The 15,533-nt window shown below is 31.5% G+C and carries 17 protein-coding genes and 1 tRNA gene; 2 read left to right on the top strand and 16 right to left on the bottom strand.

Features of this window, described 5'->3' with window-relative positions:
- Window positions 1-14: 14 nt before the first annotated feature.
- The 16 genes from CPG45_RS11145 to CPG45_RS11080 form a co-directional block, all read right to left on the bottom strand.
- Complete coding sequence (locus CPG45_RS11145) at window positions 15-635, bottom strand: 50S ribosomal protein L25/general stress protein Ctc (RefSeq protein WP_096231954.1); 621 nt, start codon at window positions 633-635, stop codon at window positions 15-17.
- An 85-nt stretch (window positions 636-720) separates the two neighbouring features.
- On the bottom strand, window positions 721-2,049 hold the full coding sequence (locus CPG45_RS11140) for an ADP-ribosylglycohydrolase family protein (RefSeq protein WP_096231953.1): 1,329 nt from the start codon (window positions 2,047-2,049) through the stop codon (window positions 721-723).
- Window positions 2,050-2,056: 7 nt separating this feature from the next.
- The gene (locus CPG45_RS17555) at window positions 2,057-2,278 is read right to left on the bottom strand and encodes a PfkB family carbohydrate kinase (protein WP_231968722.1); all 222 of its coding nucleotides are present in this window, start codon (window positions 2,276-2,278) and stop codon (window positions 2,057-2,059) included.
- Between the two features lie 217 nt (window positions 2,279-2,495).
- Complete coding sequence (locus CPG45_RS17550; protein ID WP_231968721.1) at window positions 2,496-2,615, bottom strand: hypothetical protein; 120 nt, start codon at window positions 2,613-2,615, stop codon at window positions 2,496-2,498.
- A gap of 29 nt (window positions 2,616-2,644) precedes the next feature.
- The gene (locus tag CPG45_RS17545) at window positions 2,645-2,782 is read right to left on the bottom strand and encodes a hypothetical protein (RefSeq protein WP_231968720.1); all 138 of its coding nucleotides are present in this window, start codon (window positions 2,780-2,782) and stop codon (window positions 2,645-2,647) included.
- Window positions 2,783-2,789: 7 nt separating this feature from the next.
- The gene (locus CPG45_RS11130; RefSeq protein WP_096231952.1) at window positions 2,790-4,409 is read right to left on the bottom strand and encodes a glycoside hydrolase family 84 protein; all 1,620 of its coding nucleotides are present in this window, start codon (window positions 4,407-4,409) and stop codon (window positions 2,790-2,792) included.
- 2 nt (window positions 4,410-4,411) lie between these two features.
- The gene (locus tag CPG45_RS11125; protein WP_096231951.1) at window positions 4,412-5,947 is read right to left on the bottom strand and encodes a DUF4127 family protein; all 1,536 of its coding nucleotides are present in this window, start codon (window positions 5,945-5,947) and stop codon (window positions 4,412-4,414) included.
- Window positions 5,937-6,872, bottom strand: a complete 936-nt coding sequence (locus tag CPG45_RS11120; RefSeq protein WP_096231950.1) for a GNAT family N-acetyltransferase — start codon at window positions 6,870-6,872, stop codon at window positions 5,937-5,939. The genes CPG45_RS11125 and CPG45_RS11120 overlap by 11 nt, the downstream gene beginning before the upstream one ends.
- Window positions 6,873-6,897: 25 nt before the next feature.
- Window positions 6,898-8,259 carry an FAD-dependent oxidoreductase gene (locus CPG45_RS11115; RefSeq protein ID WP_096231948.1) on the bottom strand — a complete coding sequence of 454 codons (1,362 nt, stop codon included), beginning with the start codon at window positions 8,257-8,259 and terminating at the stop codon, window positions 6,898-6,900.
- 14 nt (window positions 8,260-8,273) lie between these two features.
- Window positions 8,274-9,494 carry an alpha amylase family protein gene (locus tag CPG45_RS11110; RefSeq protein ID WP_096231947.1) on the bottom strand — a complete coding sequence of 407 codons (1,221 nt, stop codon included), beginning with the start codon at window positions 9,492-9,494 and terminating at the stop codon, window positions 8,274-8,276.
- Between the two features lie 12 nt (window positions 9,495-9,506).
- Window positions 9,507-10,367 (bottom strand): carbohydrate ABC transporter permease, encoded by an 861-nt coding sequence (locus CPG45_RS11105; protein WP_096231945.1) that lies wholly within the window; start codon window positions 10,365-10,367, stop codon window positions 9,507-9,509.
- 1 nt (window position 10,368) lies between these two features.
- Complete coding sequence (locus CPG45_RS11100; RefSeq protein ID WP_096231944.1) at window positions 10,369-11,250, bottom strand: carbohydrate ABC transporter permease; 882 nt, start codon at window positions 11,248-11,250, stop codon at window positions 10,369-10,371.
- 50 nt (window positions 11,251-11,300) lie between these two features.
- Window positions 11,301-12,584, bottom strand: coding sequence for an ABC transporter substrate-binding protein (locus CPG45_RS11095; protein ID WP_096231943.1), 1,284 nt, complete (start codon window positions 12,582-12,584; stop codon window positions 11,301-11,303).
- On the bottom strand, window positions 12,577-13,473 hold the full coding sequence (locus CPG45_RS11090; protein ID WP_096231942.1) for an ROK family protein: 897 nt from the start codon (window positions 13,471-13,473) through the stop codon (window positions 12,577-12,579). Before CPG45_RS11090 ends, CPG45_RS11095 begins: the two co-directional genes overlap by 8 nt.
- Before the next feature lie 17 nt (window positions 13,474-13,490).
- The gene (locus tag CPG45_RS11085) at window positions 13,491-14,342 is read right to left on the bottom strand and encodes a MurR/RpiR family transcriptional regulator (RefSeq protein ID WP_096231941.1); all 852 of its coding nucleotides are present in this window, start codon (window positions 14,340-14,342) and stop codon (window positions 13,491-13,493) included.
- Complete coding sequence (locus CPG45_RS11080; RefSeq protein ID WP_096231939.1) at window positions 14,315-15,034, bottom strand: N-acetylmannosamine-6-phosphate 2-epimerase; 720 nt, start codon at window positions 15,032-15,034, stop codon at window positions 14,315-14,317. Before CPG45_RS11080 ends, CPG45_RS11085 begins: the two co-directional genes overlap by 28 nt.
- A 160-nt stretch (window positions 15,035-15,194) precedes the next feature.
- Between CPG45_RS11080 and CPG45_RS11075 the strand changes: the two genes are divergently transcribed.
- Together CPG45_RS11075 and CPG45_RS17920 are read left to right on the top strand one after the other, a co-directional pair.
- A tRNA-Arg gene (locus CPG45_RS11075) sits at window positions 15,195-15,270 on the top strand.
- Window positions 15,271-15,383: 113 nt separating this feature from the next.
- A complete protein-coding gene (locus CPG45_RS17920) occupies window positions 15,384-15,515 on the top strand; it encodes a hypothetical protein (RefSeq protein ID WP_255405057.1) in 132 nt (43 codons plus the stop codon).
- The last annotated feature ends 18 nt before the right edge of the window (window positions 15,516-15,533 follow it).

The raw sequence follows: 15,533 nt of genomic DNA, 5'->3' as shown, positions 1-15,533 counted from the left end.
CTATAGGCTCCTTTTTATTTATTTTCATCTGTATTTCCAGTTGTTGTATCAGAAGTTTCCTCTGTTGTTGTCTCAGGAACGTCTGCATTCTTTGGTACAACAACAGTTAATACAACTTCGTCAGGTGCATCGAGTTTATCAACACCTTCTGGAACATTTATGTCTTTAACATGCAGTGTGTCACCAACATTCATTCTTGATACATCAATGGTTATTTCTTCTGGTAATGAACCAGGCAATGATTCAACATGCAATTCCCACATTTGATGTTGAACAAGGAATCCTTTGCTTTCAATAATCCCAACGCCTTCAACCTTAAGAGGTACTGTAGCTTCAATCTTCTCATTCATATCAATCCTCTGAAAATCTATATGTATTACCTTCCCAGAGAGTTTATCTTTCTGTTCTTCTTTCAAAATAGCCTGATGTGTTGCACCATTTACTATTATATTGAGGAGGGCATTCCTGCCGTGCTTTTGTACAATTGTGCGAAGCTTACTAGTTTCTACAGCCAGTGGAATGCTCTCCATGCCCTTACCGTATAAAATGGCAGGAATGTAGCCCTTTTCCTTTAATTTACGGGCTGCATTCTTACCCGGCTCTCTCAAAACAGCTTCAAGATCGACATTTTGCATTGTCTCTCCTCCTTCATAAGTTATTGTTATTAATTTTAATTAATTATAGCACTACTGGGTTGAAATAGCAAATTCTTATTGGGGCCTATCTTTTTCTTATTAAATTTAATGTTTCTTTAGTAAGATCTGGTACTTTAACCTTGTTATAGCCGTACACTCCTGTCATTGCGGTATCGCATATAGGCTCTATGAATCTATCAGGCAATCTTTTTGCTCCAAGCATAAGTCCAACAATTGAACCTACCGTAGCAGCATTACAGTCTGTATCTAATCCACTCATAACAGCTAAACATATAGATTTTCCAAAATCTTTATTACCATAAATTAATGATAAAGCAACTATACAGGCATTATTTATTGTATGAACAACATTATAATGTCCATATTTCTCATATATTCTATTTAGGCATTTTTCCCAATCAGGTTCGATTTTACTCCAATTGATAACATCCTGTATTGCTAATGAAAGACGACTCAACTTTGGTATTACACAAAGCCCTGCATTAATAACATCTATTGGATTATCAAATACATATGCAGATGCTAACATAGCAGACACAAACATTTCGCCATATATTCCATTTTTAATATGTGATACAGATGCATCACGATATGCATATTCAGCCGCTTCCCACGGATTTCCTGGGTTAATATAACCCCAAAAATCTCCTCTAATCATTGCACCGATCCATTCTCTATAAGGGTTTCGATATATTGCAGACTCTGGTGGCATAATAAGTTGACATAAGTTGGAATATGCTACACGTTCAGCTGTACATGTATGCAATATAGGAAGACAATTTAACCATGCTTCAGCAACATCTTCAGAAGTAAAATCATATCCATACTTTTTTATAATTTCAAGGCACAACACTGTATAATTAATATCGTCATCCTCTGGGCTATGTCCTTTATCATAACTATATTTCTTTAAATTTTTATCAAGTTTAAATTTCTCATAAATCATATCATCTAAATCAAAATCTATATATTCATTTAACGGCCACTTTCCAATCTCTTTTAAAAAAGCTTTTATGCTATTTTTACCCATAGCCATACTATATACTTCTAATGGTTGTCCAAGCCAATTTCCTGCTATCCTACCTAGCCATGCACCATAGATTTTATCATATATAATTTCATCACTAAGATTTATGTCTATTTTTGGCACTTCTATAATATTATTTTTAATTTCTTCTAATGTATTTGGTTCTTTATATGGAAAATCATCTTTTACGGGTAATTGATTCAATTCGCCAAGTAGTAGACCCGAATATTTTTCTCTCTTGTCATATGGTTCATTTTCAATAGATTTTACTTTTTCATTATAATCTTTTATGTCTTTTCCTTCTTCATCGGCCTGTATTAATTCCAATTGTACTCTTTCCCAGTTCGTTAAATACCATGTCTGCATGTTACCATCACCTATACCTTATTATAAATTTATTAACTTTGTCTCTATAATGAATTGATACTTGGCCACCTTCCCTCGTCACTGCTATTGCAGATGCATATGTTGCATCAATGCTTTTATTTTCACTAAGTAATGTAGCTAATGCACCTATATAGGTATCACCCGCAGCGGTTGTGTCAACTGCATTAACTTTAATTAAAGAATAATATTTGATAATTTCATTATTCATTAAGAAGGAACTTTCTCGCCAAGCGTTGTAATAACGTTTTTTACACCCTTATTAAGTAAAACACACGATGCATCATTTAAAAATTCTTTATTAGTAATAATCTTTTTTGTTAAGATAGATAATTCCATTTCATTTGGTACAATCAAATAAATAAATTTATATTTTTTTCAGTAATGTGATAGCTGGCGCTGGATTTAATATTACTTTTATACCTCTTTTATAACAATCCATTTTGCACATTATCGTCTAAAACAATACCTTCAACATTAATACCATATTTTTTAAGTCGTTGTACAAATATTTTACCATTTTCATCTCTACCAACTCGACCAATCATATAAACATTACCGCCTAGTTTAGCATATGCTACCGCTTGATTTGCTCATTTTCTTTCTCCACTTTTTTACATGTTTTTGCGATTATCGTTTCTCCAATCGATGGGATATGAGCGACCTTTAAGATTATATCCATGTTTATACTTCCTACAACCATAATTTTGCTCATATTACCTTCACCCCAATTCATCAGCTATGTTATTATAAAAATTATATACAGTTTTGTCCAAATATTTATTTTCAATTTTTGTACTTTCATTTAGTAATTCTTTTAGAGCACATACATTTTCTTTTCCTTTTATTACATTTATAGCTACTTTCCCTATTTCACCATCTAACTTAATTCTTTTATACCATGGTCTTATATCTTCTAAAAATCTTTTATTATCTACGAACATTTCTAAATTTTCCGGTAACTTATATATGTCTTCAAATAAATTACTGAGTTCTTCCAGCACCGTATTATTTTTTGTTAGCTTATATTTTTCTATTAACCACCCTACGTGAGTCATTAAAGGCCACATAGGCGGATTTTCTGCATTTTCACACAATATTTTAATATAATGCCATCCATCCCCACCAATATCCTTATATGCTTTTTTAAGTGCTATTTCGGGATTATATCCTTCAGGATTCCACATATAATATGAATACGTAATAAGAGAAATCTTCGATGCTTCTGCCTGATTCATAGGGTTTGATAGAATAAACTGGTTATTGTGCTTATACAAATCACGGCTCCTATTTATTACTGCTCCTAAATACAAATTATTCTTCGAATAATCATTTACAGGATAGTTATCCCATAATAAAAGCTTATGTTCATATATACTTGATATTTTGTCGGCATCATCAGATGATATCGTCGGTGCACATACGCCTATTCCTGTCCAAATAACTAATATATTTTCATCGAGATTTACTCTGAGACTTTTTCTGTATTCAGAATCCCCAGTTTGATGATATTCCGTTGGACATATTATAAATTCAATATTGCCGTATTTACCTTCAAGATAATTAAAAATCTTATTGCATAAATATGCATGTGCATTTCCAAGCGTTATAAACTTATCAACATCCTCTTTATATTTTAATTTATAATCAATATCATCTAATAGTAAAGCAAATTTCCTTATGCCTTTATCTGCAATTGCATTGTATTTTTCACATAATAATCTAAAGTCATTTTCATCAGTGTATTTTATAGAGTTACCTGGGCTTATAGAAAAAATAAAGTCCACACTTTCGTCTTTGCACTTCTTAATAAGATTATCTAATTTATTAAATAGCTCATCAGAATATTGTTCCCTCCATTTTTCCCTATGGAATGGATCATCCTTTGGCGCATAGAAATATGTGTTCATCTTGCATTTTCTCAAAAATGATATCATTTCGAGCCTGTCTTCATAGCTCCATGGTTTACCATAAAAACCTTCAATAACGCCCCTCATCTTAAATGAAGGCCAATCGATTATTTCTATTTCGGGCAAAATAATATAATCTCCAGTTTTCTCAAACAAACTTAAAAATGTGTCAACGGCAAATTGGCATCCTCTATCATCGCCATACTCTATAATGACATCATCTTTAATAGTTATTTTGTAACCTTCGCTTGGTATTGTATCATTTTTATTTAATATTAACTTTATGTCCCCATTCATTTTGACTATTTTTATAAAGTCGGGAAATTTTTTAAAAACAGCATTTCTATTAAGTAGGATTTTTACAGATTCTTTATATATCTTTTCTTTACCTGTATAAAATATTTCTTTAGGTTCTGGAATAATATCAAACATCTTTATCCTCCAATCTTTATACCAACTTCAAACATCCTATTCCAAGGCATATATACATCAAAGTCATAATGAAAGTCGTTTAAATATCTATCTCTAAATTCATAAAGCTTCTTTTTTATTATATCAGATATTAGGTTGCCTTTATCCTTCAAGCTAAAATAATTAAGACCATATATGCTTAATAAATCTGTTACAGATGACCTTACAAAATGTTGATAACCCCAATCTTCAAGATACCTAAGAAATAGAAATTTTTCGGAAGCAATCATTTGTTCTTGTGTATATATGTTTTTGTTTAAATAGCAAGATGAAATCATGCTATGGGATATAACTGTCCCCAGCGTATTTGATGATGTATTCCATCCTCCATATGAAAGAAGCTTATTTAATAGCTTATATTTCTTAATTAGCATCATTAAACGATTATCAGCACCATTTGGCATAGCAACATCTGCCACTGCACATAATTTACCTTTCTTAATATAATAATCAATCGTTTCTACAAATTCATTTAGATTTCTTTCAGGATCATTGACATCCTCTTTACTCAATATCGACTGCCAATTATCTGCTAATTTCAATGTAATATCAGATGGTGGATTTATCATTAAAATGAAATCAGCTTCGGAGCTATCATTTACAATTATTCCACCTGAAGATATAACTTGGTATTTCACAGTTTCATTAAGAGATCTGTCTTCATATTTAGGTATTAATGTACTGCCTATATCTGATGAATATCTTATGAAAACCGTTGGTTTTATGCCCTTTATATTATTAAATACTCTTGCAGTGAGTACACATCCCACTTCGTCTGCACCAGGATATGAATATATCCTATCTGTTAAATCAAGGTCGTCAACATATTTCATGACTTTTCTGCGTTCTCTTGCAGAAAATCCATACTTCGAACAATCATCCATGGGAATAACTAAAAAATCAATTATTCCTTCTTTTACAAAGTCTACAACTTTCAAATTGATTATATGATTTACTTGCCTTCTATTTAATAAGTCTTCAAGAGCATCTTCAGGAATTTCATTTTTGATTTTATTGAGATTGCTAATATCATCATCCGACGCAATATTAAGCTCTAATTTATCTGATATAACCCCATATTGAAATATTTTTTCACCGTAATTTTCATAGTAATCTGGTTCTTCATCAGAACTATTATATGATGGTGCCCTCATGATAAGATTGAACCCTATTATTTTTAGATTTTTATTTATTGATTTTAATTTTTTCAATGTCTCAAGTCTTTTAATACAATCTTCTGTTGTTTTCTTATGAAGTCTCGATGGAACAATTCCTCCATATAAAAGCATATCAATCGATAATATAAGATAGCTTACATTATTGATATTATTAATAATCCATCCCGAAAGCTTATCTATATCAGCAGGAATCTTTTTATTACCCAGTATGTCTAAAGGAGGTTCAATCATTTCAATATCACTTATATCCATTATCATTTTAGGATATATGTAATTGCACGGCCTTTCATCAAGTGGTATGTACATTACTTTATTGCACATTTAGAATTCCTCCAATTTCTTTAAATCCACTTTTAAAAAACTTATATGGTTTGAAGCCAAATTGTCCATAAAATTCTTTAAGAATTGTCCAATCTATAAAAACATTTTTTGTACCTCTCGATTTTAAGAATTTTAGTGACTCACATAAAAGCTTATTCCCTAATTTTTTGCCTCGATAATTTTTATCAATTCCAATTGGTCCAAGTGAACCATTTTTATTTATATTAATATCAATTTTACAAAAACCTATTATATCATTTTGATTCCATAACAATATTACATTTCTTAAATCGCCGTTATATTTAATATAATTATTAATTTCATATTTCCACCTACCAGGAAAATTTTTATCGAAAAACTTGTTAAGCTTCTCTATATTATTTAATTGAAGTTCTTTTACTAAAAAAACACTTTCCATATTAATCTCTATATCTAACTTGTTAAAATCTAATTCTGAAACATCTGCCATTAAATCATAGTGAAATTCATTTAACTTAAAACCTTTCTTCTTAAAGAACAATTCTACATCGCTTTTCGGTTCCGGAATTCCAGAAAAGAAATTATATACATCACCGCCAAGCAATATTTTTTTTATTCCTAAATCTTTAAGCTTTTCTTCGGAATTTCCATAAAGTAATGAACCATAACCATGTTTTCTAAATCTTTTGTCAATCAGCAGAGTATTTAACCATGCACAATTATCATACTCTTTTATATTCCTATTATTTAATTTAATTATTATAACTCCAATGATTTTCCCATCAATTTTCAGAATAAACGAATCGTCATAATAAAAATCAATATCATCAAAAACTTTCTTTATAAATGTATTTTTATCGATATGATATTTTTCATCAAAATTATTTTTCCATAGATGTAATATCTCATCAACATCCGCTATCGAGATATTATCAATTACTATCATATTTTTCCCCCTTAAATATTCGGTTTTATATATTATAACCGTAAGTTCTCATAATTTTCCTTATGTCACTTCCTTCTATTTCACTTACTTTAATATTATATTTAATACAATGGGCAGCAGCAATTCCTGCGGCTTCACCTGTTGCTCTGCACGTTGGTTGAATTCTGATGGATGATTGGGCTATAAAGGTTGAAGATATACATCTTCCGGCAACTAATAACCCATCTATATTTAACGGTACAAGACATCTAAATGGTATTTCGAAGTATTCGTTATTTTTAAGTGGAATTACCTCATACTCCGCTCTCATACCATGTATGTCAACAGGATATGCCGTTTTTGCAATTGCATCATCAAATTTTGACCTATTGTTATAATCATTAATGCTTAAAACATACTTTCCTCTAATTCTTCTTGATTCTCTTATTCCTATCATAGGTGCAACAGACAATATATAACTTTCTTCAAAACCTGATAAATATTTTTTTAAGAATTTATAAAGCCTTTGAATCATTTCTCTGCCTTTTTGGTATGAATAAGATATTTTTTCTGCATTAATTGAATCATTAATATCTGGAATCTCCGGACAATTAAATGACATTACACCTGGCATACCAGGTATAGAAAATGCTTGAAAGTAAGCCCCATCCTCGTAATTAATTTCTTTATTCTCAAGGCCTTTTTTAAAAATACTTTCGAGAGGGAAGCCGCTCTTCCATACCATTGCAGTTTCAATAAGTGGATAGTCTAATCCCCAATTCTGGCCAATATCTTTAAGAAATGACTGAAACCTTATAAGATCAATATTTCCTATCATAAATCGTAAAGAAATTGCCTGATTTTTGCCTGTTTTTTCATCACCAATAAAGCATGGTACACCAGAAGAAAATGCCACATTAGCATCACCGGTACAATCAATTACTATCTTTCCCATTATTGCATTTAGTCCAGATCTATTATTTACTATAATACCATTTATTGTATTTTCGTCTACTATCGCATCTATAAAATCAGTATCATATAAAATTATGCCACCATATTCTAGAAACATCTCTTCAAGGACAAATTTCATCATTTCAGGATTAAACCATCCATCGTTTCCATATGGATCTTTCGCACCATACCCGGAATTCATAAGTCGTTTCCGGATTTCTTTGTCGATTGATGACGCAGGGTTGCTTTCTATATTGACATGCATCATTGGCATAACTTGTGACGCTGTCGATGAACCACCAAGAAATCCATATTTTTCAATTAGTAGTGTTTTAAGACCTTCCCTTGCTGATGCAATTGCGGCTGTAGAGCCAGCTGTACCGCCACCAACAACTATAACATCATATTTATCAATTATAGGAATTTGTCTTTTGTCAAAATTATATATATCCATTTATTCTCACAGCCCTATCTTTTTATTAGATTCCACCAATTATAATCATCTATATAACATAAATCAAAAATCATACAACCTTGTGATTTATTTAAGCACATATTAATTGCCTTATTAAACTGATAAGGATTATCTTCATATTGTTTTACAAAAAGGCTCCCAATAATTGGTGTAACACCCATTGTAGCTTTTTTTGCTATAACAGATGATCCTTCAACACTATACCAGTAAGCGGGTCTATTATTCTTGATTGCCTCATCTATAGTCACTTCGGGATAATAAAAACCTGACATAAGTTTATCAACATATTCTGCATATCCTGTTTTTGAATATTCTTTACTAACCCATGGATAATCCTCAGGAATATATTTTTCACTAGCCCAGTTTGCACCAACCTGATAATATAGAGAGTACCACGAGCCCACATAATCGATAAATTCCACCTTTTTATTCAGGTTATTAATTATACTTCTAATTTTAAGTATAAATCTCTTTATAATATAAGCTTTAAAAGTTATCCATTTTCCAAAAAGACTTCCATATAAGACATGTTTTTTTCCATGTTCATCCATTTTAAGCTTATATATATCTTCAGGCCAGTTATTTACTTTCTCACCAATAAATTCTTCAAATTTGTCTTTGGTATATTCGCTAAAATCTGCCGCAAGGCCTATAAATCTAACTCTATCAAGTACGATACCATCTATATCATAATTCTCGACTACTTCCTTTATTATATCTGCCTCATATTGCTGAACATCATCTCTTACCGGATTCACAAAAACATCAGAAAAATCATCGATAGAATCAAACGTTTTTAGCCCATTTACTCCTATTATAGGTCTTATAGAAACATTACCAAAATTATCTATTCCATACATATATGTCTGCCATCTAGGTTTTTCAAAGCCTTTTGACAAAATATTTTTCTTATCTTTATTTCCCTCTGAAAATACATCTATTGCAGCAAAAATTTTTAAATTTTTATCATGTGCCATCTTAATATACAAATCCAGATAATCTTTATCTTTCTCAAATTCCTCATCAAAAACGCTATAATGTGGAACAATATTGCTATTAAATATGCCAAAGCCGGATGTATCTTTAACACTTAGTATTATTGAATCAATACCCGAATTAATACATTTATTAAGGATATTTTCAAAATATTTAACATCTATTATTCTATCTTTATTTGCCTGTATCTCTATCCAAAGATAATAATCTTTAACCAATATAATCCACCTCTAACCTTTTAGTGCTCCTGCAACCGCATTTATAAAGTATTTTTGGAATGCTAAAAATACTATTATAACCGGTATAATCGATATGACTGTTCCAGCAGCTACATAGCCAAACTTATAATTGAACTGACCTGATAGGTATTTAAGTGCTGTCGCTAATGGGTATTTATTAGGGTCTTGCAATACAACTATCGGCCATAAGAATGAATTCCAAAGTCCAATAAAGTCAAAAATTACAATTGTTGAAACAGCAGGCATAACTTCAGGTAGCATTATCTTATACCATATCTTAAATTCTGATGCACCATCTATCTTAGCAGCATCCATTAATTCTTTGGGTACAGTCAAATAAGACTGTCTTAAAAGGATTATACTGAAAACTGATACAGCTCCTGGGATAATAACACCAGTTAATGTATCAAGTAGTCCCATTTTAGATACCGTTAGGTAGTTTACAATCAGTCCTGCAGCAGCAGGTAAAATCATTGTGCTAATCAAAGCCGAAAATATAAACTTTTTGCCATAGAAATCCATACATGCAAGTGGATATGCAGCAAGCGATGCTAGTACAACATCAAGTAAAATTCCCGATACAGTAATAATAATGGTGTTTAGTATATATTTAGGAATTGAAACAAAGTTAATTACACCAATATAATTTGCTAGACTAAATGGATGTAGAATTAAATTCATAGTATATATGTTTTGCCCAGTTTTAAAAGATGATGACACTAGCCAAACAAACGGTCCTGCTAAAAAAATTGCTATTACTATAAGTATCAAATAAATTATTGACAAGCCAAATATCTTTTTAATAACTTTTATCTTTTTGCAATTATTTAATTTTTTATTTAAAGTTTCCATATTAATAATAACTCATTCCTCCTTTTCTACCTCCATAAATAAATACCATAATACTTAATGCAGTTGTAAGAATGGCAACTAATAAACCTATTGCAGATGCATAACCAAAGTTAAAGTCTGTAAATGCTTTTTGAAAAGAATAAAGACTTGTAACCATAGTCGCATCACCTGGGCCGCCATTTGTCAAAACATATACAACATCAAATACTCTAACGGCAGATAAAATACTCATAAAAGTACACAACCATATATATGGTTTCAATAGTGGAATAATAATTTTAAATAATGTTTGCGTTTTTGTTGCACCATCCACATAAGCTGACTCTTCTAATTCTTTTGGTATTGACTGAAGACCTGCAAGGTATATCATCATATAATAGCCGAGTCCTTGCCAAATAGTAATGAACATCAATGATAATAGTGCAAATCTTGGATCATTAAGGAAAGATATCGGCTTACTAAATATACCGTGCTTCACCATGAAAGTATTAAGTAGACCTTGCGGATCAAAGATCCATCCCCATGTTATTGATACAGCTACCATTGATGTTACAACAGGTATATAGTACAAAACTCTAAAAAAAGAGATTCCTTTTATTTTTCTGTTAACTAATATTGCTAATAGAATCGACAAAATCTGTAGTGGGGGAACAACTCCAACAAATAGTATTGAATTCTCTACTGATACCCAAAATTCGTGATCGTGTATAGCCCTTACAAAATTAGCCCATCCTACAAATTTTGACTGACCTACAGCTGAATAATTATAAAATGCCAATGGAATACTTGCCACTATTGGATAAAAAACAAAAATTATAAGAAAAATCATAGCTGGCAAAATAAATATATAAGCTATCAGCGATTTTTTTAATTTATTCTCCATTTTCAAAACTCCTTATAGAGCAAGGCTAAAAAGCCCTGCTCAATATTGTATTATTTCTGACCCGCGAGCATTTGATTTATATTCTTTTCTGCATCATCTAGTGCCTGCTTTGGTGCCTTTTGACCATGAAATGCTTCATCTGTCTCTTTAATCATTTCTGTATTTATATCTGCACTATTTGGAACACCAAGTGTCTTATCTGCAGATTTATCAAGAAAATCAGCTGCAATTGATACTGCCAAGCCTTCTGGTGTAGTAGTATTTGATTTAAAGTATGGATCTTTAGAAGCTTTAATAGTTGACGGAAAAACTTGTGCTGCTTTTGCAAATGCGAGCTGATTAGCGTCATTTGTCACAAAATTTGCAAAGTCTATGGCCTCTTTATGATGCTGACTCTTTTGCATTACAACAAGATCCATTATTGCATTTTCTACAATACCGCTTTTACCAATTATCGGCTGTGTAATGCCTATATTTTTATAAATATCTGGTGCTTCATCTTTGATACGAGACAAAGACTGAGCTCCAGAATTTATCAATCCAAGCTTTCCTGTCGAGAATAATTGCAACATTTTCGCCCAATTTCCTTCTGCATCTAATGGGAAAATATCATTTTGATAAAAGTTCTTATATTTCTCCAGTAATGCTAAAGTCTCAGGCGTATTAAATGCAGCTTTTGTCTTATCCTTGTTAAGTGTATTTATTCCACTACCGAAAAAGGCATCTGATGCAAAATAATCCGGAACATATAGATAAGCACCTGTCTTATCTTTAAATTCTTTTGCCATTTGATATACTTCATCATATGTCTTAGGCGGATTCATTCCTGCTTTTTCAAACAACGATTTATTATAAACCAAAACAGATGGTGCACCATACCAAGGAAATGCATATATTCCATTATTTATTTTTGTTGATTCCCACAATGTCTTTACATATATATTCTTTTGTTCCGCTGTAGCTTCTTTATTGAGATCAACAAGAGCTCCTTTTGAAGCTAGTTGCAAAGCCATATCTGTATTCAAGTTTACAACATCAGGTACATCGTTACCTGCTGCCGATGCAACAAGTTTATTTTGAATAGCATCATAAGGCATATCTGTCCATTTAATTGTTACATTAGGATGCAACTTTTTATATTGGGCAAATAAATCATTAAAGTAATTATCAAATTTCGGTCTTAACGAAATTGTCCAAAATTGTAGTGTTATTTTCTTGTTAGTATCGCTATAGCTTGATTTTGATGAATTGCTCCCACATGCAGTAAATGTTGTTATGACCATAACCAATGCAAGTAATATGCCTAAAATTTTCGAATATTTAGCCTTAACCAATTAAATTACCCCCATTTAATAAAATTAATTTTGCTGCTCCAAACATTGTTGCATAATTATTTAGTTTTGCAGGAATTATATTTATGTCACTTTTTAATGATAATTTTAATGCATCCCACCATAGATCTTTTGAGTTTATTACACCACCCCCTAAAATAATCACTTCTGGATCTATAAAATTTCTTATGTTTAAAATTAATAATGATAGCGATTTTAGAAACTCATTTATAACTATTTTTGAAGTATTATTGCTTTTTTTAAATAGACTAAAAACTTCCTCTGCATCATTTACCATATTATGTCCTATAATTTTATTATATCTTTTATAAAGTGCGGTTCCTGATATATATTGTTCGGCACATCCTTTATGCCCACAATTGCATTTTCTTCCATCTGGGAATAAAACAGTATGTCCAATTTCTCCTGCGCTCCAGTTATAACCTCTAACTACTTTGCCGTTAAGCATTATCGCACCACCAACACCCGTGCCAAGAGTTAACATAACCATATTTCTAAATCCTTTTCCTGCTCCAACCCAGCTTTCACCAATTGCTGCTGCATTGACATCATTGTCAACAATTGTTGGTAAGCTATATTTTTCTTCGATTATATTTTTTAAATTCAAACCTGTCCAACCTGGTAAATTATCTGTTGCATATACAACTTCACCTGTATTAAAATTGATTCTACCTGCTGAGCCTATGCCTATTCCTTCTATATCTTTATCAATTAAAGTATCTATAATGCTAAATAATTTTTTTAATATATGATCTCTACCTAATTTTGCCTCTGTTAAAACTTCATTAGATTTTAGCAAATTTCCATATGAATCAATAACACCACCAAGTATTTTTGTACCACCAATATCTATACCAATAACTTTATTCATTATATAAACACCTTTCATTAATACAATTTATCGAGCACTGCTTTAGCAGTTTTATTCAGACCTTGAACCGCTTTATCCTTCATTTTTATTGCTACACAAGTATATAAAATATCAAGTATATGAAGCTGAGCAATTTTGGAAGTTAATGCACCACTTCTTAGTGGAGTTTCTTTTGCAGATGTAAGAAGGATTATATCCGCTACAGCCGTAATTGGGGATCTTGCATAATTTGTAATGCAAATAATCTTTGCACCAGATTCTTTAGCTAACCTACATGTTTCTACAGTATCTTTTGTACTACCTGAAAATGATATCCCAATAGCAACGTCATTCTCATTTAGGTTTACTGCTGATATAGCCTGTATATGTGCGTCAAGATTCGCATCAACATTTAACCCAAGCCTCATAAATTTATATTTTGCATCAAGTGCAGTATAACCAGATGCGCCTACACCATATATTTCGATTTTATTAGCTTTTGTGATTTCTTCAACAGCTCTTTCAAGTTCACTAATAGACAGCATTCTCATTGTATTAGAAATTGCCAATGTGTTTTCTGTCGTTATTTTTTGTACGAGCACATTAGTCGTATCATTAAATGTTATATTCTCGTGTATGCTTGTCTCCGGGCTGACTGTCTCTTTTGCTATATTCAATTTAAAATCCTGAAACCCAGTTAAACCTATATGACGGCAAAATCTTACAATAGTTGTTTCACCTACATTAATTTTCTCTGCAAGTTCCGTCACTGAAGAATAAATAACTTCTTCAGTATTGTTAAGAACATAATCGGCTACTTTTTTTTCTGCATTTGTTAATGAATTATATACGCTTCTTATTTTTAATACGACGCTATTTTGTTCCTGCATCTTTTTACCACCCTTTTTTTAATTGCTTCAGTAAAATGTTTTGTTATCTCCTGTGGTCTTGTTATGGCTGTACCAACTACTACTGCGTATGCTCCAAGATCCAAAGCTTTAATAGCCTCTTCTGGTGTCCATATTCTTCCTTCTGCTATTAGTGGTACTTTGATATCTTTAGCCAAACTTTCTATCAAATCAAAATCCGGTTTATCATTTTTCTTACTATAATCCGTATAGCCTGAAAGAGTAGTTGAAACAATATCAAATCCTATCTTTTCCGCCTCAAGCCCTTCTTCATATGTTGATATATCTGCCATTACTAATACATTTGGGTATAACTTCTTAATTTCTTTTAAAAGATCATTTGTAGTAATATTACCTGGTTTAATAAGCTTCGTCGCATCTATAGCTACAATATCCGCACCTGCTTTTATTACTTTATCAACCTCCTCTATTGTTGGCGTTATATATGGTATATAACCACTATAGCTTTTTTTTATAAGACCAATTATGGGGAGTTTCACTTCTTTCCTTATTGCTTTTATATCTTCATAACCATTAGCTCTTATTGCTACCGCTCCCCCCATTTCCGCTGCTTTTGCCATCTTCGCCATTATAAATGGGCTATGGAGTGGTTCATCTTCAAGCGCCTGACATGAAACTATAAGTCCATTTTCAATATCCTTTAGTACCTTCATTGGCATCTCCTCTTTCTCTTTTTCTTTTTTCATTATTGTTATATATATTCGACATAAATTGAAAAATTCCTCCTTTATTTTATTAAAAAGTGAAATATTTTTTTAATTTATCTTAGTTGACTAAAAAGACTATATAAGTTTATAATGTTAATGGTAATGTGCGCCTGTAGCTCAGTGGATAGAGCATTCGGCTCCGAACCGAAAGGTCGCAGGTTCGATTCCTGTCAGGCGCACCATTTTTCACAGCCAAGCGGTTTTTATGAGTTTCACGCATATTAAAAGCTTAAATTCTTTGAAATTTTTTCAATTTAATATTTATAGAAAGTGATAAATCAAAATGACCCTTTATGTGAAAAATAAAAGAAAAAGCCCGCTTATGATGTCAAATCCAATGATTGGCGGTATGTGTAATTACAAAGAAATGGCTGATGCAAATGCACAACTAAATATAGATATGCCTGATGATAAACCAATGAAGTAACGGTATGACATAAAGCCT

Source organism: Thermoanaerobacterium sp. RBIITD, assembly GCF_900205865.1.
Lineage (GTDB): Bacteria > Bacillota > Thermoanaerobacteria > Thermoanaerobacterales > Thermoanaerobacteraceae > Thermoanaerobacterium.
This window is presented reverse-complemented; position numbering and strand designations above follow the sequence as displayed.